Here is a 20251-nt window from a genome sequence, read left to right as displayed (position 1 = left end):
CACCAGAGTCATTCTGCCGATGCCGCAGCTCATTGCGCGCGCATCAGGTCCTCGATTTCCTGCACGCCCTTGGGCACCGCCGCGGTGTACACCTCGCGGCCGGTTTCGGTCACCAGCACGTCATCCTCGATGCGGATGCCGATATTGTGGAACGCCGCCGGCACGTTGTCGGCCGGACGGATGTAGAGTCCCGGCTCGATGGTGGTGCACATGCCCGGTTGGTAGCTTCGCCACTCGCCGCCCTGCTTGCGCTGGCCGACATCGTGCACATCGAGTCCGATCATGTGGCCGATGCTGTGCATGTAGAACTGGCGGAAGGCGCCGGATTCGATCACGCCGTCCACCGTACCTTGCAGCAGTTTCAGGTCGAGCATGCCGCGCACCAGCACCTGCAACGCGGCGTCGCCGGGGGCCGTCCATACCGCGCCGGGCTTGACCGCGTCGATGCCCGCCAGCTCGGCGGCCAGCACCACTTCGTACAGATCGCGCTGCGGGCCGCTGAAGCGACCGTTGACCGGGAAGGCACGGGTGATGTCCGCGGCATAGCCATTCAGCTCGCAGCCGGCGTCGATCAGCAGCATCTCGCCATCGTTGAGCCGGCAGTCGTTGCCGACGTAATGCAGCGTGCAGGCATTGGCGCCGCCGGCGACGATGCTCTCGTAGGCAGGGAAACGCGCGCCGTGGCTGACGAAGGTGTGCAGCAGTTCGGCCTCGACCTGGTATTCGTAGCGTCCGGGACGGGTGGACTGCATGGCGCGCACGTGCGCCTCAGCCGAAATCTGTCCGGCGCGACGCAGCGTGGCGATCTCGCCAGGGTCCTTGACCATACGCATTTCGTCGAGCGGCACCAGCAGGTCGCCGAAACGCGGGGGAGCCTGTTCCCCGGTGCGGAAGCGGGCGCGCACGGCATTGAGCCAGCCCGCTACCTGCTGGTCGAATGCCGGGCTTCGGCCAACGTTCCACCATAATTGCGGCTGCCCCGAGAGCAAGTCCGGCAAACGCTGATCAAGCTCGGAAACGGGATAGGCCTCGTCGAAGCCGAATTGCTCCTTCGCCCCTTCCGGGCCGTGGCGGAAACCGTCCCAGATTTCCCGCTCCAGGTTCTTTTCACGGCAGAACAGGATGGACTTGCCGGCGCGGGCATCGAGCACCAGCACGGCTCCCGGCTCGGCGAAACCGGTGAGATGGAGGAAATGGCTGTCGGGCCGGTATGGGTAATGGGTGTCCGCGTTGCGGATGGCTTCGGGCGCGGTGGGCAGGATCGCCATCCCCTCCCCGATCTGGCTCATCAGGCGCTGGCGGCGGGCGACATGGGTCTGGGTCATGGTGTCATCTTTCTCCCCGGGATGGCCGTGGGACGTCGGATAGTTGCCGGCAAGAGCCTGTCTCAGTAGACGAGCGAGCCAAGGCAGGTTGAGCGCCACCGGAGCACAGGAACCGGAATGTACACAGAGTACATGAGGATTCCGAGCACCGCTGGCGCTCAAGATGCGAAGGCACAGCCGCCTAATGAGATGGGCTCCAATACCGGCAAAATGACGCTTAGTTTACACCGCCTTGCCGGCTGGCGCGACGAAGCGGCCCAGTCCCGCCAGCGCCAGCGAGGCCCCCAGGACATCGGCCAGGGCGTCCAGCCACTCCGCCGCGCGATCGACGGTCAGCCAGGTCTGCAGCCCCTCGGACACTCCCGCCCAGAGCGCGCAGGCAAGCCAGGCCGCGCACACGGCATGCGGTAAGCCAGCACGGCGCCAGCCCCAGCCCAGCAAGCCGGCCTGCACCGCGAACAGCGCAAAGTGGCCGATCTTGTCGAAATGCGGAAGCGCCGACGGCTCCCCCGCCGGCTTCAGCAGCAGCCACAGCGACAGCCCCCACCACAGCAAGGCCGGCAGCAACGCTCGGTAAGACATGGATGCGCTCCCAAACAAGCAAAAGGCCCGCCATCATGGCAGGCCTTGCAGGACATCGGACCCGGCTCAGCGCTTGAGGAAGAAATCGTAGCGAGCGCGCCGAGGCCGGTTCGAGAAGCACAGCCGCACCAAGGGTACGGCGTGCATCACCGGCCCGGGATCGGGGCGCGCAGCAGATGTATTCCCCAGCGCTTAGAGTGGCTGACAAAACCCAGCGGAGCGGTCCCTGCCAGGCGCACTGCCGCAGACAGTACAATCAGTACGGCAAGTGCTTGCTGGGCGAATCTTAAAGATTCGCACGCGAGCACAACAACGCAGGGAGGGTTTTCTTAGTCGCTCTATTTAGTCGTCCATCACGGCAGAGGTGTACACCTCCTGCACGTCGTCCAGGTCTTCCAGCGCGTCGAGCAGCTTCTGCATGCGCTCGGCGTCTTCGCCGGTCAGCTCGGTTTCGTTCAGCGCGCGCATCGTCACTTCGCCCATTTCCGCCTTGAATCCGGCCGCTTCCAGCGCACCCTTGATCTCGGTGAATTCGTAGGGCGCGGTGATCACCTCGATCGAACCGTCGTCGTTGGTGACAACGTCTTCGGCACCGGCTTCCAACGCCGCTTCCATCAGCGCATCCTCGTCGACCCCCGGCGCGAACACCAGGTAGCCGCAATGCTTGAACTGGAACGCCACGCAGCCGTCGGTGCCCATGTTGCCGCCGTACTTGCTGAAGGCGTGGCGCACGTCGGCCACGGTACGGGTCTTGTTGTCGGTCATGCAATCGACCATCACGGCCGCACCGCCGATGCCGTAGCCCTCGTAGCGGATTTCCACGTAGTCGACGCCTTCCAGCGTGCCGGCGCCGCGGTCGATGGCGCGCTGCACGTTGTCCTTGGGCATGTTGGCGTCCCAGGCCTTGTCCACCGCCAGCCGCAGGCGCGGGTTGGTGTCCATATCGCCGCCGCCAAGACGGGCGGCAACGGTAATTTCCTTGATCAGTCGGGTAAAGATCTTGCCGCGCTTGGCGTCCGCGCGTTCTTTCTTATGCTTGATGTTCGCCCATTTGCTGTGGCCAGCCATAGTCGCCTCAGTCAGTAATAAAGGCCGCAACGCGGCCGGGTTGAGTCCGATGAAATCGGCGACATGTTACCAGAAAGCTACCCCGACTTCAGCATGCCCTGCATGAAGGCGAAGGCCTCGCGATAGATGGATTCGATCGCCGGCACCATCAGCGGCACCGACAGGTAGAGCGCGGCAAAACCGACCAGCAGGGTAAGCGGGAAGCCGAAAGTGAAGATGTTGAACTGCGGCGAGGCGCGGGTCATCACGCCGATGGCAAGGTTGGTCACCAGCAAGGCCGCCACCACCGGCAACGCCAGCCACAGCCCCCAGTTGAAGATATGCCCCCCCACTCCGCCAACGCCTTGAGCCGGTCGGGTGGCAGCGTCATGCCGATAGGCAGGGTGCGAAAGCTTTCGAGCAGGATCTCGATCACCACCTGATGCCCGCCCATCAACAAAAACAGCAGGAAGGTGAACAGCGTCAGGATACGCGCGATGGTCGGCACCTGTGCCGAGTTGATCGGGTCGTAGAACGAGGCGAAGCCCAGGCCCATCTGCGTCCCCATGACGAAGCCGGCCATCTCGACCGCGGTGATGACCACGCGCATCACCAGACCCAGGGCGAGCCCGATGAGCAGCTGTTGCACCAGCACCGCCACGCCCTCGGCCGAAACCACCGGGATGGCCGGCTGAGGCGGCAGCAGCGGCACCAGCAGCAAGGTCAGCAGCAGTGCAAAACCGGCCTTGAACCGGGCCGGGGCGGAACGCGACGAGAACAGCGGGTCGGCCAGCAGCACCCCCATGATGCGGGCGAAGGGCCAGACGAACAGGCTGACCAGCGCGTTGATCTGGAGGTCGCTGATCGGAAACATCAGCCGATCGCGTTGGGGATGCTCTGGAACAGCCGCACGGTGTAGTCGACCAGCGTATTGATCATCCACGGCCCCGCCAGCACCAGGGTGACGAACAGCGCCAGCAGCTTGGGAATGAAGGTCAGGGTCATTTCGTTGATCTGGGTCGCCGCCTGCAGCACGCTGACCAGCAGACCGACCAACAGCGACACCAGCAACACCGGGGCCGCGACGATGATCAGGACGTACAGGGCGTTCTGGACGAGATTGATGACGAGTTCGGGACTCATGGCAAGGCTTTCTTCATGATCCAGTTGTCGAGTGCAACGCCGTCGCGCCAGGCGATATGATCCGATTCGACGGCGAAACCGGCGCGCTCGAACACCGGGCGCGCGCCATGGCTGGCGTAGACCGACAGCTCGACCAGGCCGGCCTGTCGCCCCGTCGCCTCCAAGGCGGCGATGAGACGGCTCGCCACGCCCTGCCCCGCCGCCCACGGAGCCACGAACAGCATGTCGAACTCGCCGTCGTCGGTCAGCCAGGAAAAGCCGGCAAGCGCCCCATCGTCGGCGACCGCCTTGAGCCCGGTACTCCCTCCAAGGCGCCGCGCCCAGGCGGCTCGCCAGCTCGCCGGCATCGGACCGGGAGGCGCCCAGGCCACGCATTGCACCTCGGTGTAATGACGCCGCCCCAGCGTCTGCACGGCGTCGACGAACAGCGCGTGGCAGGCGACCAGGTCGGCTTCGGCCAACGTGACGAGCGTAATGTTCATCCGGTGTAGAAACTCCGTACCAGCGACCCCATCAGCAAGGTCCAGCCGTCCACCAGCACAAACAGCATCAGCTTGAACGGCAGGGAGATGATCACCGGCGATACCATCATCATCCCCATTGCCATCAGGATGCTGGCCACCACCAGGTCGATGATCAGGAACGGGATGAAGACCATGAAGCCGATCTGGAACGCCGTCTTCAGCTCGCTGATCACGAAGGCCGGAATCAGGGTCTTCATCGACACCTCGGCCGGGGTGGGCGGCGCCGGCGACTGCGATACCTCGATGAAAAATGCCAGATCCTTCTCGCGCGTCTGCTTCAGCATGAACTCACGCATCGGCTTGCTGCCCTCCTCCAGCATCTGGGCAAAGCCGATCTTGTCCTCGGAGAACGGCACCCAGGCCTTGCTGTACACCTGGTCGAAGGTCGGCCCCATCACGAACAGCGTCAAAAACAGCGCCAGCCCGACCAGCACCTGGTTGGGCGGCGCCTGCATCGTGCCCATGGCCTGGCGCAGCAACGACAGCACGATGATGATGCGGGTGAACGAGGTCATCATCAGCAGCAGGGCCGGAATGAACGACAGTGCCGTCATGAACAGCAGCATCTGCAGGCTGAGTGAATAGCTCTGCCCGCCGCCGGCGGCCGGCGTGCTGTTCATCAGCGGCAGACCGGCAGCGTCGGCCAGCAGCGGAAACAGGCCTGCCAGCAGCAGGCCGGAGAAAACAAGAAAACGTTTCATGAAGCAGAGGGACCGGAAGGGGGACGGGAAGCGTTCAGCGCCTTCTTCAACCAGCGCGCAAACGGCTCGCCCGGCGTGGCGGCGGCATCGTCGGCGTCGTCCGGGCGCGGCAGGCGCGTCAGCAGGTTGACCGCCTGGGCCGTCACCCCCAGCACCAGCCATTCACCTTCCAGTTCGACGATCACCACCCGCTCGCGCTGCCCCACCATCAGGCCGCTGACCACGCGCAGCCGGTGCGAACCCGGCAGCATGCCGCCGCTCAGGCGGCGGAACAGCCAGGCCACGCCAACGATGGCAAGCAGCACGATGGCCAAGCCGATGACGACCTGCAGCAGGCTCATCAACGGACCGGGCGGCGGTGCCGACGGCGTGGCGGCGGCGGCCGGCAGCGCCAGCAACAACAATAGCAAGCCGCGCATCTTATTTCTGCAGTCGCCGGATGCGCTCGGCCGGGGTGATGATGTCGGTGAGACGGATGCCGAATTTGTCGTTCACCACCACCACTTCACCTTGGGCGATCAGGCAGCCGTTCACCAGCACGTCCATCGGCTCGCCGGCCAGTCCGTCCAGTTCGACCACCGACCCCTGCGCCAGTTGCAGCAGGTTGCGGATGGCGATGCGGGTACGGCCCAGCTCCACGGTGAGCTGCACCGGGATGTCCAGGATCATGTCCAGGTTCTGCGGCACGCTGGCGCTGGCTGCCGCCGCACCGAACTCCTGGAACAGCGCATGGGCCGGCTGTACCGTTGCTTCGGCCTGGGCCTCGACCGACTCCTGCTCGGCCATCGCGGCCGCCCAGTCGTCCATCGACACCTCTTCTTCGCCCATATTCGATTGTTGCTCGTCACTCATTGTTGCTCTCCTCCAGCCTTGGGCTCGGCCAACTCGTGCGCCCCGGCCAGAATGGTTTCTACCTTCAGGGCATAGTGCCCCTGCACCGTGCCGTAAGTGCATTCGACCACCGGAATCCCCGACACGTCGGCGATGATCTTTTCCGGAATCTCCAGCGTCACGACGTCACCCTGCTTCAGATTCAGCACCTGGCCCAGCGTCACGCTGGTACCGGCCAGCGTGGCGACCAGATCGACCTCGGCCGCCTGCACCTGGCGCGACATCAGGCTGACCCAGCGATTGTCGACCTCGGTACGGTCGGCCTGCATGGTGCTCGACAACACGTCGCGAATCGGCTCGACCATGGAGTACGGCAGGCAGACGTGGAACTCGCCGCCGCCCGCGCCCATCTCGATGTGGAAGGTCATGGCCACCACCACCTCGGTCGGCGTCGCGATATTGGCAAACTGCGTGTTCATCTCCGAGCGCAGATAGACGAACTCGATCGGGTAGACCGGCTCCCAGGCCTTCTGGTACTCGGTAAACACCACCTCCAGCAGACGGCGGATGATGCGCTGCTCGGTGGGAGTGAAGTCGCGCCCCTCGACACGAACGTGATAGCGCCCGTCGCTGCCGAACAGGTTGTCGACCACCAGGAATACCAAGTCGGGGTCGAAGATCAACAGACCGGTACCACGCAGCGGCTTGACGTGAACCAGGTTGAGGTTGGTCGGCACGACCAGATTGCGGATGAACTCGCTGTACTTCTGCACCCGCACCGGCCCGACGGAGATTTCCGCGTTGCGCCGGATGAAGTTGAACAATCCGATACGCAGGTTGCGGGCAAAACGCTCGTTGATGATCTCGAGCGTCGGCATGCGCCCGCGCACGATGCGTTCCTGACGACCGATGTCGTAGGTGCGAACACCCTGCGAGTCCTGGCCGCTGTCGTCCTCGGCCTCTTCTCCCGTGACACCCCGCAGAAGGGCATCGACCTCGTCCTGGGAGAGGATATCGTCGGCCATGGCGTTACTGCGACTGGATGATGAAAGCGGTAAACAGGATGTTTTCCACCGGCTGCTCCTCGCCCGCGTCCATCGATTCGTTGATGATCTTCTTGACCTGAGCCTTCAGCTTTACCTTGCCTTCCGGTGTGGAGAGCTCATCCGATGACTTGGACGACAGCAGCAGAATCAGCGCGCTGCGGATCTTGGGCATGTACTCGGTGAATTTTTTCTTGGCTTCTTCGCTGGCGAGTTCTGCCTGCATGTCCACCTGCAGCATGTTTCCGCCATTGCCGGCCAGGTTGACGACGAAGGTGTCCAGTTTTTCGAAGATGGGCGGGCCGTCTTTCTTCTTCTTGGGTTTCTCGGCCGCCTGTTCGGCATGGGCGTCGCCAGCCGGTGCATGCAGGCTGGTGAACATGTAGGCGGCCAACCCCCCGACGGCGACAAGAACCAGCAGCAGCAAAGCGATGACAACAATCATCAGCTTGTTGCCGCCGCCTCCCGATTTTTTTTCGGCTTTCTTTTCTTCCGCCATAAACCTCAATCCGTATCTTGCAGTCTTCAAATAGTAAGCGATCTCTTTATGCTATTTTCCAGAAATCGCAGCAGACTGGATAGAGGCGAATGACAAATTCGACGTGTTATTCGTCATTTTATGGGGGGCACGGTTCCATCCCGTCCGCCCATGATGGGTTGCCCACCCGGATTCAGGCAAAAATGCTCAAGACATTCCTTGCCTTATTGATCAGCGACAAGGCGTCATTACCCTCTGCAGGAGCGTCTTCCTGCTGGCGCGCGGCCTTGGTCTGACGCTGGAACTGGCGCGGGTCGCCGGATTGGCCACTGGAAACCTGGGCGTCGGCCAGCTGCAAGCCGCTCGACGCCAGCATCGAGGCGAGCTTGGGCAGGCTGTTTTCCACGGCTTCGCGCGCTTGCGGAGTGGCCGCACTGAACGTGACCTGAACCTGGTCGTGGTTGAGTTTCAGCGTGACATCGATCGGGCCGAGTTCGGGTGGATTGATCTGGATCTGGGCCTTGTCGGCTTTCACGCTGACCAGCGAGAGCATCTGCTCGCTCATGGACTTGGCCCAGTTGCTGTCGCTGATCGGCAGCGGCAAGGCCAGCACCTTGGCCTGGCCGGCTTCAGCCGCCGCATGCGCCACGCCAGTGGCCGAAGCGTGAACCGGCAAGAATTGTCCTTGCGCCGCGCCGTCCACCGGCAAATTTTGCGCCCCCGGCAGCGCATGCCGGTCGCCCTTCAGCGCGGTCAGCAACTCCTGCTGCGCCTCGTCCGCCGGCGACGCGTCGCCCTTCCCGAGTTGCAGACCCTGCTTCAGTTCCGGGGCAATGGTCGGCGGCACCGTAGGCAAGGCCATGATCGGTCCAGCGAGCACCGGCTCATCCGACAACAGGGCTTTCTTGGCCGATTTCTTGACGTGGCCTGCCCCTTCCCCGTCTGGCTCGGTGCCGGAGGAGGCCGGCGACAGCGCGGCGAGCTGGCTCAGCTGCAGACCGAACAGACCGGCGAACGGGGAACCTTCCGCAACAACGCCGGCGGCCGGGGTGCCGCTCTGAACGGCCACGGCCTTGGCGCTCGCGGCCGGGGAAAGGATGGAAATAGTCATGGCCATGGGCTTCCAGCTAAATGATGGCCATAAAAAAGCAAGTTCCGGGCCAGGACATCGCAGGCACCCCACGTCACGGAGCCGCACCCGGCGCCGCACCTGGGTCAGCACACCGGCAGCCTAGTCCTCGTGCTGCTTGTCCCAGAAACGCCGGGTGGCGAACTCGTCGCTCAGTTTCTGCTGGCGCTTGGCTTCGAGCCCGTCTTGCCTCGCCCGTTCGCGCTCGATCAGCGTTTCGAACGCCTTCAACTGCTTGCGCTCGTTGTTCCAGGCCTGCCGCGCCAGCAAAAAGGTCTGCTGGCAGCGGTCGACCTCGGTCTGCTGGGTGGCCATGGCCTCGTCGAGCCGCGCGATGAAGCGATGGAAATCCTGCCACTGCGCCACCGCCATACCCTGCCCTCCGCCCTGCAGCAGCCGTTGGCGATACTCGTTACGAAAGGCATCGAGTTGATCCAGTCGCGACAGCGCTTCCGCCAGACGGGCCTGAGCCTGCCGCATACGCTCGGCGGCGGCTTCCTGCTTTTCTTCGGCCAACCTGACCAGTAACGCGTACTTGCTGGGCTTCATCGGCTGCGCTCACTACGCCAGGGTCGTGGCCAACTGCTCGAGACAGGAGTCATAACCGTGGGATTCGTGCATCGGTTGGGTGAGAAAGCCGACCATCGGCAGCTGGCGCCGGATCGCCTCATCCAGCATCGGGTCGGAGCCGGCTACGTAAGCACCGACGCTGATCAGGTCGCGGTTGCGCTGGTAGCGGGAGTAGAGTTGTTTGAAACGCCGCGCCAGGTCCATCTGACGCGGTTCTACCACGTCGACCATGACCCGGCTGATCGACTGCTCGATATCGATGGCCGGGTAATGGCCGGCTTCGGCCAACTCGCGCGACAGCACGAAGTGGCCATCGAGAATGGCACGGGCGGCATCGGCGATCGGATCCTGCTGGTCGTCGCCCTCGGACAGCACGGTATAGAACGCGGTGATGGCCCCGCCACCCCGCGCGGCATTGCCGGCGCGTTCGATCAGTTGCGGCAGGCGCGCAAACACCGATGGCGGGTAGCCCTTGGTGACGGGCGGCTCGCCGATGGCCAGCGCGATCTCGCGCTGGGCCATGGCGTAGCGCGTTACCGAATCCATCAACAGCAGCACGTCGAGCCCCTGCTCACGGTAGTACTCGGCCAGCGCCGTGGCGTAGGCGGCGCCATGCAGACGCATCAACGGCGGGGTATCGGCCGGTGCGGCCACGATCACCGAGCGGGCGCGCCCTTCCTCGCCAAGAATGTTCTCGATGAAGTCCTTGACCTCGCGCCCCCGCTCCCCGATCAGACCGACTACCACAATGTCCGCCTTGGTGAAGCGCGCCATCATACCCAGCAGCACGCTCTTGCCGACGCCGGAGCCGGCGAACAGGCCCAGGCGCTGGCCGCGTCCCACGGTCAGCAGGCCGTTGATGGCACGTACACCGACGTCCAGAACATCGCGTACCGGCGAGCGCTCCAGCGGGTTGAGCGGCTGACTGTACAAGGGGAAGTAGGCTTCCGGCTGCAGCGGCCCCTTCTCGTCGAGCGGCCTTCCGAGGGAGTCCAGCACCCGCCCCAGCAGATTGAAGCCGACGGGAACCTGCCTCCCGGCCGCCCCATTGAGACTGAGCGGCACCGTCGCCTGGCCGAAGGCCGGGGCATGCTGCATCGCCAGCGGCCGCACTTCGGAGCCCGGCAACAGCCCCTGAACATTGGTCAGCGGCATCAGAAACACCTTGTCGCCGGCAAACCCGACCACCTCCGCCTCGACACGGCCGCCATCCGGCAGCGCCACCGAGCAGGCGCTCCCCACCGGCAGCTTGATGCCGACAGCCTCCATCACCATGCCGGTAACGCGCACCAGCTTGCCACGCGTCGACCACAGCGGGGTGCGATCGGCGACAGCACGGCAATCGGCAAGGAAGCGCCGCTGGCGCTCAAGCAGAGGGTGAGTCATTGGCGGACGGCTCCAATCCCAGGGCGGACTTCAGCGCCTCGAGGCGGGCAGCCAGGGTCAGGTCCAGCCGCAACTGGGCCGTGTCGATAATGCAGCCGCCGCGCGCGATGGATGGATCGGCCAGCCACTGCCAGACGGTCTCCGGGGTCTCCTGCTGCAAGAAGGTGCGCGCCACCTCCAGATCGGCGGGGTTGACGCGCAAGCGCGCCTGCCCCAGCGAAGCCGGCAGGTCCGACATGGCCTGACGCAGCAGCGACTCGATGGCACAAGGATCGCAGGCCAGATGCGCCGCCACCAGCCGCTCGGCCAGGCCGACCGAGAACGACAGGAGATCGTGCGCCATGTCGGCCTCGATCCGGTTGAGCCCCTCGGCAAACTGGTCGGCCAGAGCCTGCAGAGGCTCCCAATGCCGGGCAAACGCGGTGGAGGCCTCGGCCAGCGCTTCGGCATGTCCTTGCTGGCGCCCTTCGGCCAGGCCGGCCTCGTGACCGGTCTGCCACGCCTCCTGATGAATGGCCTCGAGTTCGGCGGCGGTCGGGTAGGAGCTGGCAGGAACCTCGTCAGCGGGATCGGCCTCGCCTTCTGCCACCGGGTCGGGATCGTCTCCCGTCAGCAGCGCCTCGTCCTCGGAAGCGACGGGATCAGCCTCACCCTCACTGCTGTCAAGGGGCGACGGCGCCTCCTCCTGGAAGCTGGCTGGCGACCAGGTGCGCCACTCCGTGACTTGCTCCCCCGGAATGATGGTGTTACTCGACGAGGCCTTCATCACCGCCCTTGCTGCCTAACACGATCTGGCCGTCGTCGGCGAGCTTGCGCACCACCTTGAGAATCTCTTTCTGCTCGGCTTCCACCTCGGACAGCTTGACCGGCCCCTTGGCCTCGAGATCGTCGCGCAGCATTTCCGCCGCACGCTGGGACATATTGCGGAAGATCTTGTCCTTGAGCTCCTGACTGGTGCCCTTGAGCGCCACCACCAGCGAATCGGTCTGCACTTCGCGCAGGATGGTCTGGATCGAACGGTCGTCGATGTCGAGGATGTTCTCGAACACGAACATCTTGTCCTGGATGCGCTGCGCCAGTTCGGGATCGTGCTCGCGGATATAGCCCAACGCCGAGGCTTCGACATTGCCGCCCATGAAGTTGAGGATTTCCGCCGTCAGGGCGATACCGCCGGCGGCGCTCTTCTTGATGCGGTCGGAACCCGACAAGAGCTGCGTCAGTACGTCATTCAGTTCACGCAGCGCCTGCGGCTGCACCCCCTCCAGCGTGGCGGTGCGGATCAGCACCTCGTTGCGCAGTCGCTCGGGGAAGTAACCCAGGATGGCGCTGGACAGATCCGGGTCGAGATGAACCAGAATGGTGGCGACGATCTGCGGGTGCTCGTTGCGGATGAGGTCGGCGGCCGACGACGGGTCCATCCACTTCAGGCTCTCGATACCGCTCTGGTCGTTGCCCTGCATGATCTTGTCGAGCAGGTTGGACGCCTTGTCCGCCCCCAGTGCCTCGACCAGCACGTTACGCAGGTATTCGTCCGAAGCACCGAGACTCGCTCGCGCCTGGCACTCCTCGCGGAACTTGCCGACTACGTCGTCGATGTCCTCGTGGCTGAGATTGTTGATCGAGGCCATGGCCAGCGAAATCTTCTGGACCTCCTTGGGACCGAGGTACTTGAACACCTCGACGGCCTCGGCCTGCCCCAGGCTGAACAGCAGCACCGCGCTGCGGTGCACTCCGTTGTCACTCATCGGAACTGATCCATTCCTTGATGATCTGGGCCGCCATGCGCGGATCGGCCTTGACCAACTCGCGAGCGGCTTCCAGGTTGCTCATGTACTGGCGGCGCTGCAGTTCACGTGGATCGAGGTTGGCCTCCTCGACCGCCGCGGCTCCGGCCTCACCCTCTTCTCCGGCCACGGCCAGCAAGCGGCCGGGCGCCCCACCCGCTTCTTCGCCGCCGCCGCCGGGCTGCCCCTTGTCGCCCTTGGCCGGTTTGAGCACGTCGCGCACGATCGGACGTACCACGCCAAACAACAGGTACAGCACGGCGATCGCCAACAGCACATACTTGACCAGGTCAGTGGCGTTACTGCTGACGTAGTCGACGACCTTCTCCTGCAGCGAGGCGGGAGGTGCGTTGCCGGCGAAAGCGGCGTTGACCACGTTGAGGGTGTCGCCACGCTCCGTGTTATAGCCCATGGTCTCGCGCACCAGATTATTGATCTGCTGGATTTCCTGGGCAGTGAGCGGGGTCGGCTTCACCTCGCCGTTGCGATCCGGCATCAGGCGATAGTTGACCACCACCGCCGCCGACAGACGCTTGAGCACCCCTTTTGGCAGCTTGGTGTGCTGGATGGTCTTGTCGACTTCGTAGTTGGTGATGAGTTGCCGCTCGAGCGCACCGTTCTGCCCCAGGGGCTGACCGGACAAGGTAGCCGTCCCCGGCGCGGCCCCCGGCGGCAAGGTCAGCGGCGCCGAAGCGGCCGACGGCGGCTGATTGGACAAGGCGCCGGGCACGCCGCCCGGCAGATTGGAGCCGCTCCCCAGCTTCTCGACGATCTGCTGGCTGCGCGTCGCCGAGGGATTGGGGGTGGAGTTCGGACGGAAGGTTTCCGAGGTCTGTTCCACCTCGGAGAAATCGACGTTGGCGGTGACCTGCGCCCGCACGTTGCCCTTGCCGAAGATCGGCTCCAGGATTCCCTCGATGCGCTTGACGAAATCGCTCTCGATCTGGTGCACATAGCCGAGCTGGCGCTGGTCGAGGCCGGCGGCATTATTGACGTCGGACTGACTGGAAAGCAGGTTGCCGTCCTGGTCGACCACGGTCACGTTGCGCGCCGACAGATTGGGCACGGAACTGGAAACCAGATGCAGGATGCCGGAGATCTGGCCGCCATCGAGCACGCGCCCCGGATACAGGTTGAGCATCACCGACGCCGTCGGCTGCTGCTGGTCGCGCACGAACACGCTCTGCTTGGGAATGGCGATATGCACGCGCGCCGACTCGACCGCGCCGATAGCCTCGATGGTACGCGCCAGCTCACCTTCGATGGCGCGCTGGTAGTTGACCTGCTCGGCAAACTGGCTGATGCCGAACTTCTGGTTATCCATCAGTTCGAAGCCGACGCCACCGGCCTTGGGCAACCCCTGCGCCGCCAGTTTCAGGCGGACATCGTAGACTTTGTCGGACGGCACCGAGATCACGCCGCCGCCACCGATCTGATAGGGCACGTTCATCTGCTGCAGGGCAGCTGTGATCTGACCGCCATCGCGGTCGGCCAGATTGGCGAACAGGACTTTGTAGTCGGGCGTACGATTGAGGATGAGCAGGCCGACAATGACCGAGAATACGGCAGCCAACGCCGCAAACAGGAGGATTTTCTTGTTATTGGGCAGCGCCTTGAAGCGGTCGCTCGCTTCATTGACGCGCGTGCGCCAGGGGGGTGTAGCGTTATCTGCCAGATCAGCCATACAGTGGTTTTATGCTTTCAATTCAAACCGCTGCCGGCATGACACGGGCAGCGCTAGATCTGAGTATTCATGATTTCCTGATAGGCGGATACCAGCTTGTTGCGTGCCTGGACCATGGTCTGGAACGACAGACTGGCTTTCTGCAAAGACACCATCACGTCCTGCAGGTTAACCCCTTCCTCCCCCAGCTCAAACTGCTTCTGCATTTCCTGCGAAGTCTGCTGAGCGGAATTTACCTGCTCGATAGTGGACTTGAGAACATCCGCAAAGTCAACTTGCGATGTCTCCTGCGGCTGCGGTGCCTTGCCCGCCGCCAACGCAGCGGACGCTCGCAATTCTCCTAATAGCTGGTCAATACCCTGTGTCGACATGCTTACTCCCTGCTGCCTGGCACCCCGATCCGCCCTTCGTCCGCGTCCGCCATCGAGTCGTCCTCCCGATAACGCTGCAACTTATAACGCAGGGTGCGTTCGCTGATGCCCAGTTTTTCCGCCGCGAGCTTCTTCACTCCACCTACGGCAGCCAGTGTTTCCAGAATGTGCCGGCGCTCCAGCGTCTTCATGTCTGACTCCGCTGGCGGGGCGACGGCAACCGGGGAAAAGGCAACCGGTTCCACAAGGCAGGAATAGTCTGACAGCATCAGATCGGCGGCAAGAATTTCCGCCCCGGCGGCAAGAATCACCGCCCGCTGCATGACATTTTCCAGTTCGCGGATGTTACCTTCCCAACTATAGGCCGTCAATTGACGCTCCGCCTCGGGCGATAGCCTGAGGGGGCCCCGTCCGGCGGCCTCTGCATACCGTTTAAGCACAAGCCGTGCCAGCGGCAGGATATCGTCGCGCCGCGCCGCCAGCGACGGGATAGTCAGCGGGAAGACGTTGAGGCGGAAATACAGGTCCTCGCGAAAACGTCCCGCTTCCACTTCGCGCTGGATGTCGCGGTTGGTGGTGGCCAACACCCGCACGTCGAGCCGGATGGTACGGGTACTGCCGACCCGCTCCACTTCGCGCTCCTGCAGCACCCTCAACAGTTTGGCCTGCAGCGCCAGCGGCATTTCGGTGATCTCGTCGAGCAGCAGCGTGCCGCCTTGGGCCTGCTCGAACTTGCCAGGTAGCGCCTGGGCCGCACCGGTGAAGGCGCCCTTCTCGTGCCCGAACAGGGTCGACTCCAGCAGGTTTTCCGGTATCGCCGCGCAGTTGACCGCCACGAACGGGCCTGCCGCACGTCGCGAATGGCGATGGATATACCGCGCCAGCACCTCCTTGCCAGCGCCGCTGGGGCCGGAAATCAGTACTGTGGCGTCGCTTTGCGCGACCCGCCCGGCCAGCGAGAACAGCTGGCGCATGGCGGCCGACTCGGCCACCACGCCGTCGTCGTCGCCCCCCGGCATGCGCAGCAGGTGCTTTTCGACTTCACGGATCAAACTGGCCGGCTCGAAGGGCTTGAGCAGGTAATGGGTGGCACCGGCGCGCAGCAGTTCGATGGCACGCTCGATCACGCCGTAAGCGGTCATCAGGATGAAGGGCACGCCGGGATGGCGCTTCTTCACCTCGTCGAACAGCGCGTAACCATCCATCGGCTGCATCTGAGCGTCGGACACGATCAGCCCGACCGGCTCCTTCGCCAGTACCGCAAGCGCCTCGTGACCGTCGCCGGCCTCAAGCGTGGGGTAACCGGAGAGGCTCAGGGTGTCGACGATGGCTTCGCGCAGATCGGCGTCGTCCTCGACCACCAGAATGGGTAAAAACGTCATGATTGTCCTGTTATGACTGCGGCGGTCGCTGCTGTACCAGTGCCTGCAAGCGCGCGGCGATGGAGGTCAGCGGCAGCACCTCGTGCGTTCCGCCCTGCGCGATGGCTTCCTTGGGCATGCCGAACACCACGCAGCTGGCCTCGTCCTGAGCGATGTTGTAGGCACCCGCCTGCTTCAGTTCGAGCATGCCACTGGCGCCGTCACGCCCCATGCCGGTGAGGATGATGCCGATGCAGTTCTTGCCGGCGACGTTGGCCGCGGAGCGGAACAGCACGTCGACCGAAGGGCGATGGCGGTTGACCGGTGGACCGGCGTTGAGACTGGCGACCAAACCCAGGGCCGGTATGGCCTGCAACAGCAGGTGAGAGTGGCCAGGGGCGATGTAGACGGTATTGGCCTGGAGCCGCTCGTTGTCCTCGGCCTCCTTCACGCGCAGTTTGCACAAGGAATCGAGCCGGGCGGCGAACGATTTGGTGAACATCTCCGGCATGTGCTGGGCTACCAGGATCGGTGGCATCCCCTCGGGCAGCACCGTCAGCAGTGCTCGCAGGGCTTCCGTGCCGCCGGTCGAGGAGCCGATGACGATGACGCTCTGCCGCAGCAAGGGCGCACGCCCAGGCTGCCGCGCCAGGATGATGTCGGCCGAGTGACTGGGTGCGACGTCAATGGTTGTTGGTTTGGCGTTGACCACTTTCGGCGGAATCCCCATGAATTTCCTTTTATGACCGGAGCGCGCACCAGGTGGGCGGGGTTGGCCGAAGCAATGCCCGGGACGAGCTCCCATGGCGTTTTTCTTGTTTATTGATGATAGCAGCATCAGACCACAGATGACGGCAGACCATCCGGCTTCAGGGCTGGATTTCAGCCTGCTGCAGTCGTGCAAGCCAGCCGTCGCAGGCAGCCTCGAGCAGGTCGAGCACGCGATCGAAACCGCTGGCGCCGCCGTAATAGGGATCGGGCACCTCCTGGTTGGGACCAAGCGGCGCCAGCATCAAGGCCAGCTTGTGCTGCATGCCCGGCGGGCACAGCTGACGCAGGGCGGCAAGGTTGCGCTGATCGGCCGCCAACACCAGATCGAAGCGCTCGAAGTCAGCCCGGGTCACCTGGCGCGCACGCTGTGTCGACAGGTCGTACCCCCGCTGGCGGGCCGCCTGCTGGCTGCGCTGGTCCGGCGCCTCGCCGACGTGGTAACCGTGAGTGCCAGCCGAATCAATGAGGATGGCCGCCGCCAAGCCGGCGCGCTCGACCTTGGCGCGCATCACGCCCTCCGCTGTCGGCGAGCGGCAGATATTGCCGTGGCAGACCATGAGAAGGTTGATGACCTCTTTTGGCGCAATTGTTTTTCCTGTTGTCCCGCTCATGTTCACGCCTAACAAATGTCTCCACATCGGCCCATGCCATAACCATGGCATCCGTATCTTAACAGGGGATGGGTCTGTTTGAAGGCGAGATTGTAGAGGCATAACGGTCAGGCGCAAGACCGGGCCGCCGAACGGCCAGGCATCCACCAGAAGGCACAGTGCACGGGAAAGCACCATCGATCGCCGAACGGCAGCGGCGATGATGGGCGGCGTCGGCCTGACACCGTCAAAACGCCGGAATGCAAAAAGCCCCGCAGAGCGGGGCTTCTTTAATTTCGCGCTTTCTGATCGAATCAGAGCGGCTGAATATTGGTGGCTTGCGGGCCTTTTTGACCCTTGCCGGACTGGTAGCTCACCTTTTGGCCTTCTTGCAGCGACTTGAAGCCATCAGCGCGAATCTCGGAGAAATGGGCGAACAGATCTTCACCACCTGCATCCGGGGAGATGAAGCCAAAGCCTTTTGCGTCGTTAAACCATTTAACGGTACCGGTTTCCATATTGTCATTCCTTAAAGCTGATTATGAGCATTTGCTCGGGAACACGAAGATCAAGGAAGAGGAATATGAAACAACTGAAGTACCAGTTTGGCCACCGCAATATAACGACAAATCCACCGCTTGAAGATCCTGCACCCGCATTTATACGGAGTATTTCATCCGGCGTCCAACTATTTGTAAAAAAACTTGCTAGCCGGTCGGGCGGATCGCCCCTTCCCGCCCGGCGGGAACAGTCGCACCGGCCGGGATTACCGTTACACCTTACAGCTCGTTGATCCAGGCCTTTTCCTTCAACGCCTTGAGCTGATCGCGCAGCCCGGCGGCTTTCTCGAACTCCAGGTTGCGCGCGGCCTCCAGCATGTCTTTTTCGAGGCGCTTGATTTCCTTGGCCAGCGCTTTCTCGTCCATCATCGCCACGCGCGCGTCGTCGACCAGTTTCTTCTTCTCGGCCTCGGCGCTGTACACCCCGTCGATGATGTCCTTGATCTTCTTCTCCACCCCTTTGGGCACGATGCCATGCTCGGTGTTGAAGGCGATCTGCTTGGTACGGCGTCGTTCGGTCTCGTCGATGGCGCGCCGCATCGAGTTGGTAATGCGGTCGGCGTAGAGCAGCGCCTTGCCGTGCAGGTTGCGCGCGGCGCGGCCGATGGTCTGGATCAGCGAGCGGTCGGAGCGCAGGAAGCCCTCCTTGTCGGCATCGAGGATGGCCACCAGGCTGACCTCGGGGATGTCCAGCCCCTCGCGCAGCAGGTTGATGCCGATCAGCACGTCGAACATGCCAAGCCGCAGGTCGCGGATGATCTCGACACGCTCGACGGTGTCGATGTCGGAGTGCAGGTAGCGCACCTTGACGCCGTGCTCGGTGTAGTAGTCGGCCAGTTGTTCGGCCATGCGCTTGGTGAGCGTGGTGACCAGCACGCGCTCGTTGCTCCCCACCCGGAGGGTGATCTCTGACAGCAGGTCGTCGACCTGGCTCGCCACCGGACGGATTTCGATCTCGGGGTCGATCAGGCCGGTGGGGCGCACCACCTGCTCCACCACCTGGCCGGCATGGCCGGCTTCGTAGTCGGCCGGCGTGGCCGAGATGAACACCGTCTGCGGCATCATGCGCTCGAACTCGTTGAACTTGAGCGGACGGTTGTCGGCCGCCGACGGCAGGCGGAAGCCATAGTCGACCAGGTTCAGCTTGCGCGCGGCGTCGCCCTTGTACATGCCGCCGATCTGCGGAATGGTGACGTGGCTCTCGTCGATGAACATCAGGGCGTCCTTGGGCAGGTAGTCGATCAAGGTCGGCGGTGGCTCACCCGGGCCACGGCCGGAGAAATGCCGCGAGTAGTTCTCGATGCCCTTGCAGAAGCCCATCTCGTACAGCATCTCGAGATCGAAGCGGGTGCGCTGCTCGATGCGCTGCGCTTCGACCAGCTTGCCCTCGCGCTGGTAGAAATCGACACGCTCGCGCAGTTCCAGCTTGATCTTCTCGCAGGCGCGCAGCACGGTGTCGCGCGGCGTGACGTAGTGACTTGACGGAAACACCGTGAAGCGCCCGACCCGCTGCCGGGTGACGCCGGTGAGCGGGTCGAACAGCGTCAGCGTTTCCAGTTCGTCGTCGAACAGGCTGACGCGCAGCGCGAGTTCGGCCGATTCCGCCGGGAAGATGTCGATCACGTCGCCGCGCACGCGGAAGGTGCCGCGCGTGAAGTCGAGGTCGTTGCGCTCGTACTGCATCGCCACTAGACGCCCGATGATCTCGCGCTGCGCGATGGTTTCGCCTTCCTTGAGATGCAGGATCATCTGGTGGTAGTCGGACGGGTCGCCGATACCGTAGATCGCCGACACGGTGGCGACGATCACGCAGTCGGGCCGCTCCAGCAGGCTCTTGGTGGCGGACAGGCGCATCTGCTCGATGTGCTCGTTGATGCTGGAGTCCTTCTCGATGAACAGGTCGCGGCTGGGAACGTAGGCTTCCGGCTGGTAGTAGTCGTAGTAGGAGACGAAGTATTCGACCGCGTTCTCGGGAAAGAACTCGCGCATCTCGGAATAGAGCTGGGCCGCCAGCGTCTTGTTGTGCGCCATGATGATGGCGGGCCGCCCGGTGCGGGCGATGACGTTGGCCATGGTGAAGGTCTTACCGGAGCCGGTCACCCCGAGCAGGGTCTGGTAGGACAGGCCGTCGGACAGCCCTTCCACCAGCTGCGCGATGGCGGCCGGCTGGTCGCCGGCGGGCGGAAACGGCTGATGGAGCTTGAACGGACTATCGGGGAAGGTGACGATCATGCTGCTCTCGGTTTGGGCGCTTGAGACCTTCATTTTACAAGAGTGTGGCGAGAAACTCCCGAGCCACGGAAGAGTCAGTATTTTTTGGCAATTTACCGCCACACGGCCGCGGTGGATTGTTTAAAATAAAAGTGTTCGT

22 protein-coding genes and 1 pseudogene are annotated in these 20251 nt (G+C 63.6%); all 23 read right to left on the bottom strand.

From position 1 onward, the window contains the following. Positions 1-29: 29 nt before the first annotated feature. Positions 30-1325 (bottom strand): aminopeptidase P N-terminal domain-containing protein, encoded by a 1296-nt coding sequence (locus tag NH8B_RS05855; RefSeq protein ID WP_014086452.1) that lies wholly within the window; start codon positions 1323-1325, stop codon positions 30-32. A gap of 222 nt (positions 1326-1547) precedes the next feature. Then, positions 1548-1907 (bottom strand): VanZ family protein, encoded by a 360-nt coding sequence (locus NH8B_RS05850; protein ID WP_014086451.1) that lies wholly within the window; start codon positions 1905-1907, stop codon positions 1548-1550. Between the two features lie 342 nt (positions 1908-2249). Then, entirely contained in the window at positions 2250-2975 is a 726-nt protein-coding gene (locus tag NH8B_RS05845; protein WP_014086450.1) for a YebC/PmpR family DNA-binding transcriptional regulator, read from the bottom strand. 77 nt (positions 2976-3052) lie between these two features. Further along, positions 3053-3759, bottom strand: a pseudogene (gene fliR, locus NH8B_RS05840) (flagellar biosynthetic protein FliR). 68 nt (positions 3760-3827) lie between these two features. After that, entirely contained in the window at positions 3828-4097 is a 270-nt protein-coding gene (gene fliQ, locus NH8B_RS05835; RefSeq protein ID WP_008955244.1) for a flagellar biosynthesis protein FliQ, read from the bottom strand. Next, the gene (locus NH8B_RS05830) at positions 4094-4579 is read right to left on the bottom strand and encodes a GNAT family N-acetyltransferase (protein ID WP_014086447.1); all 486 of its coding nucleotides are present in this window, start codon (positions 4577-4579) and stop codon (positions 4094-4096) included. Before NH8B_RS05830 ends, fliQ begins: the two co-directional genes overlap by 4 nt. Beyond that, a complete protein-coding gene (fliP, locus tag NH8B_RS05825) occupies positions 4576-5322 on the bottom strand; it encodes a flagellar type III secretion system pore protein FliP (protein WP_008955246.1) in 747 nt (248 codons plus the stop codon). Before fliP ends, NH8B_RS05830 begins: the two co-directional genes overlap by 4 nt. Continuing rightward, on the bottom strand, positions 5319-5741 hold the full coding sequence (fliO, locus tag NH8B_RS05820; protein WP_014086446.1) for a flagellar biosynthetic protein FliO: 423 nt from the start codon (positions 5739-5741) through the stop codon (positions 5319-5321). Before fliO ends, fliP begins: the two co-directional genes overlap by 4 nt. Before the next feature lies 1 nt (position 5742). Further along, positions 5743-6174 carry a flagellar motor switch protein FliN gene (gene fliN / locus NH8B_RS05815; RefSeq protein WP_014086445.1) on the bottom strand — a complete coding sequence of 144 codons (432 nt, stop codon included), beginning with the start codon at positions 6172-6174 and terminating at the stop codon, positions 5743-5745. After that, positions 6171-7178 (bottom strand): flagellar motor switch protein FliM, encoded by a 1008-nt coding sequence (fliM, locus tag NH8B_RS05810; RefSeq protein ID WP_014086444.1) that lies wholly within the window; start codon positions 7176-7178, stop codon positions 6171-6173. Before fliM ends, fliN begins: the two co-directional genes overlap by 4 nt. A gap of 4 nt (positions 7179-7182) precedes the next feature. Beyond that, complete coding sequence (gene fliL, locus NH8B_RS05805; RefSeq protein WP_014086443.1) at positions 7183-7695, bottom strand: flagellar basal body-associated FliL family protein; 513 nt, start codon at positions 7693-7695, stop codon at positions 7183-7185. Between the two features lie 172 nt (positions 7696-7867). After that, positions 7868-8785, bottom strand: a complete 918-nt coding sequence (locus NH8B_RS05800) for a flagellar hook-length control protein FliK (RefSeq protein ID WP_232503534.1) — start codon at positions 8783-8785, stop codon at positions 7868-7870. 120 nt (positions 8786-8905) lie between these two features. Further along, entirely contained in the window at positions 8906-9352 is a 447-nt protein-coding gene (fliJ, locus tag NH8B_RS05795) for a flagellar export protein FliJ (protein ID WP_014086441.1), read from the bottom strand. Between the two features lie 12 nt (positions 9353-9364). After that, the gene (gene fliI, locus NH8B_RS05790; protein ID WP_014086440.1) at positions 9365-10759 is read right to left on the bottom strand and encodes a flagellar protein export ATPase FliI; all 1395 of its coding nucleotides are present in this window, start codon (positions 10757-10759) and stop codon (positions 9365-9367) included. After that, complete coding sequence (locus tag NH8B_RS05785; RefSeq protein WP_014086439.1) at positions 10740-11525, bottom strand: flagellar assembly protein FliH; 786 nt, start codon at positions 11523-11525, stop codon at positions 10740-10742. Before NH8B_RS05785 ends, fliI begins: the two co-directional genes overlap by 20 nt. Beyond that, positions 11506-12504: a flagellar motor switch protein FliG gene (gene fliG / locus NH8B_RS05780; RefSeq protein WP_008955255.1), complete on the bottom strand. Its 999-nt coding sequence runs from the start codon at positions 12502-12504 to the stop codon at positions 11506-11508. The genes NH8B_RS05785 and fliG overlap by 20 nt, the downstream gene beginning before the upstream one ends. After that, on the bottom strand, positions 12497-14227 hold the full coding sequence (fliF, locus tag NH8B_RS05775) for a flagellar basal-body MS-ring/collar protein FliF (protein WP_014086438.1): 1731 nt from the start codon (positions 14225-14227) through the stop codon (positions 12497-12499). Before fliF ends, fliG begins: the two co-directional genes overlap by 8 nt. Before the next feature lie 53 nt (positions 14228-14280). Next, positions 14281-14598: a flagellar hook-basal body complex protein FliE gene (gene fliE / locus NH8B_RS05770; RefSeq protein WP_008955257.1), complete on the bottom strand. Its 318-nt coding sequence runs from the start codon at positions 14596-14598 to the stop codon at positions 14281-14283. Positions 14599-14600: 2 nt separating this feature from the next. Further along, entirely contained in the window at positions 14601-15980 is a 1380-nt protein-coding gene (locus NH8B_RS05765; RefSeq protein ID WP_014086437.1) for a sigma-54-dependent transcriptional regulator, read from the bottom strand. 10 nt (positions 15981-15990) lie between these two features. Then, positions 15991-16689 (bottom strand): chemotaxis protein CheB, encoded by a 699-nt coding sequence (locus tag NH8B_RS05760; RefSeq protein ID WP_014086436.1) that lies wholly within the window; start codon positions 16687-16689, stop codon positions 15991-15993. A gap of 139 nt (positions 16690-16828) precedes the next feature. Further along, the gene (locus NH8B_RS05755; RefSeq protein ID WP_040653105.1) at positions 16829-17341 is read right to left on the bottom strand and encodes a low molecular weight protein-tyrosine-phosphatase; all 513 of its coding nucleotides are present in this window, start codon (positions 17339-17341) and stop codon (positions 16829-16831) included. 293 nt (positions 17342-17634) lie between these two features. Further along, positions 17635-17838, bottom strand: coding sequence for a cold-shock protein (locus tag NH8B_RS05750; protein ID WP_008955261.1), 204 nt, complete (start codon positions 17836-17838; stop codon positions 17635-17637). 261 nt (positions 17839-18099) lie between these two features. Next, positions 18100-20112: an excinuclease ABC subunit UvrB gene (uvrB, locus tag NH8B_RS05745; RefSeq protein ID WP_014086434.1), complete on the bottom strand. Its 2013-nt coding sequence runs from the start codon at positions 20110-20112 to the stop codon at positions 18100-18102. Positions 20113-20251: the final 139 nt, after the last annotated feature.

The sequence above is a fragment of the Pseudogulbenkiania sp. NH8B genome (assembly GCF_000283535.1).
Taxonomy (GTDB): domain Bacteria; phylum Pseudomonadota; class Gammaproteobacteria; order Burkholderiales; family Chromobacteriaceae; genus Pseudogulbenkiania; species Pseudogulbenkiania ferrooxidans.
Note: the sequence above shows the minus strand (reverse complement) of the source record. Positions and strands in the feature narration are given on the sequence as shown.